Below are 2,257 nucleotides of genomic sequence, written 5' to 3'. Positions count from 1 at the left end.
GCTTTTCCAGGAAGGCGTTGACCGCCTCGCGGTGATCGTCCGTCGCGTGCATCAGCGACTGCATCGCCGCCGCCATCTCCAGCAGCGTGTCGAGCCGCGTGTGCCGCCCCTCCAGCAGCAGCCGCTTGGTCATGCGCACCGCGTGCGGCGGATTGGCGGCGATGCGGTCGGCGAGCGCGCGGGCCGCGTCGAGCAGCTCCGCATCCGGCACCACCCGCCCGACGAGGCCGAGGGCGAGGGCCTGCTTCGCGTCGATGATGTCGCCGGTCAGCGCGAGTTCCGCCGCCTGTGAAAAGCCGATCAGTCGCGGCAGCAGCCACGCGCCGCCGTCGCCCGGAATGATCCCGACCTTCACGAAGCTCTCGGCGAAGCGCGCGCTCTCGCCGCCGACGCGCAGGTCGCACATGCAGGCCAGATCGAGCCCGGCGCCGATCGCCGGGCCGTTGACCGCCGCGATCACCGGCACGTCGAGCCGCTCGAACGTCAGGGGGATGCGCTGGATGCCCTGCTTGTAATAGGCGGGCGTCGCGGCCGGATGCGCCGATCGCGCGTCGAACGCCTCCTGCATGGCGCGCAGGTCGCCGCCGGAGGAGAACGCCGGCCCGGCGCCGGTGAGGATCGCGGCGCGCACCGACCGGTCGGCATTGGCGCGCTGCAGCGCCGCCACCAGCGCATCGACCATCGCCGGCTCGCTGATCGGATTGCGCGTTTGCGGCATGTTGAGCGTGATCGTCGCGATCGCGCCGTCCTGAGTATAGAGTACTGGGTCTGTCATGACGGATGCTTCCGGTGCTGTCAGCGCAGGCCGAGGCCGCGCGCGATGATGCCGCGCAGGATCTCGCGGGTGCCGCCGCGCAGCGAGAAGCTCGGCGCGTGCTGCATCGTATAGGCAAGGACGGCGGCATAGGCGTCGGCGGCGCCGGCGTCGGGCTCGCGCGCCAGCAGCAGCCGGGCGATCTCCGGTATCTCCTGCTCCACCAGCGCGCCCAGATCCTTGACCAGCGACGCCTGCAGCGCCGGGTTCGCCCCCGCCTGCAGCATGCCCGCGACCGAGCGCGACAGCCGCCGCAACGTCATGATGTGCGCGGCGAGCCGCCCGACCGCGACCGCAGCCGCGCCGTCCGGCGACGGGCCGAGGGCGCGCACCAGCTCCACCAGCAGGGTGAAGGACGAGAGGAACCGCTCCGGCCCGCTGCGTTCGAGCGCGAGTTCGCTCGTCACCTGCGCCCAGCCGTCGCCCTCGGTGCCGATCAGCGCCTCGGCCGGCAGGAAGCAGTCGGTGAACACCACCTCGTTGAAGTGATGCTCGCCGGTCAGCGCATGGACCGGGCGGATGCTGATGCCCGGCGTCTTGAGGTCCACCAGCAGCTGCGACACGCCGCCGTGCCGGTCGTCGCGGTCGCCGCCGTCGGCCGAGGGCGTGCGGCAGAGCAGGATCATGTAGTGCGCCTGATGCGCGTTGCTGGTCCACAGCTTGGTGCCGTTGACGACATAGCCGCCGTCGACGCGGACCGCGCGGGTGCGCACGCTCGCCAGATCCGAACCGCTGTCCGGCTCGCTCATCCCGATGCAGAAATAGCACTCGCCCGCGGCGATGCGCGGCAGGATGTCGCGCCGCTGCGCCTCGGTGCCGAGACGCAGGAGCAACGGCCCGGACTGCCGGTCGGCGATCCAGTGCGCGGAGACGGGCGCGCCGGCCGCCAGCATCTCCTCGAGCACGACATAGCGTTCAAGCGCGCTGCGCTCGTGGCCGCCGTACTGCTTCGGCCAGGTCATGCCGATCCAGCCGCGCCGTCCCATCGCGCGGCTGAAGTCCGCGTCGAAGCCCGACCAGCTTTCGGCGCGCGCGAGCGGCTTGCGGTCGGCGAGCGCGTCGCGCAGGAACGCGCGCACCTCGGCGCGCAGCGCCTCGGCCGCCGGCGAGGGCGGCGGCGGGGCGAAGGTGAAAGCGTTGGAGAGGGCCGTGCCGCTCATGCTGCCGTGATCTCCGCCCACAGGTGATCGGCGCCGGCCCGCGCCAGATGCGTGCCCAGATGCGCGTTCCACACCGCCTCGTTGCCCCACTCGTCGCGCCACGACCACAGCCGCTTGGTCAGGAAATGCAGGCTGTGCTCATAGGTGAAGCCGATCGCCCCGTGGATTTGATGCGCGATGCCGGCGGCGATGCCCGCCGCCTCGCCGGCGCGCGCCTTGGCGGCGGCGATCGGCAGGATGCGGCCCGCGTCGAACGCCTCCGCCGCGAGATCGGCCGCCGCGA

2 protein-coding genes and 1 pseudogene are annotated in these 2,257 nt (G+C 72.3%); all 3 read right to left on the bottom strand.

What is annotated here, in order from left to right:
• Window positions 1-775: crotonase/enoyl-CoA hydratase family protein (locus tag B8460_RS18850; protein WP_048863165.1), on the bottom strand; the 775-nt coding region annotated here is incomplete at its 3' end.
• 20 nt (window positions 776-795) lie between these two features.
• Window positions 796-1,974, bottom strand: a complete 1,179-nt coding sequence (locus tag B8460_RS18845) for an acyl-CoA dehydrogenase family protein (protein ID WP_048863164.1) — start codon at window positions 1,972-1,974, stop codon at window positions 796-798.
• Window positions 1,971-2,257 (bottom strand): annotated as a pseudogene (locus tag B8460_RS18840) (hypothetical protein); the annotation flags it as partial. The pseudogene B8460_RS18840 and the gene B8460_RS18845, both read right to left, overlap by 4 nt.

The organism is Acidisphaera rubrifaciens HS-AP3 (genome assembly GCF_000964365.1).
Lineage (GTDB): Bacteria > Pseudomonadota > Alphaproteobacteria > Acetobacterales > Acetobacteraceae > Acidisphaera > Acidisphaera rubrifaciens.
Note: the sequence above shows the minus strand (reverse complement) of the source record. Positions and strands in the feature narration are given on the sequence as shown.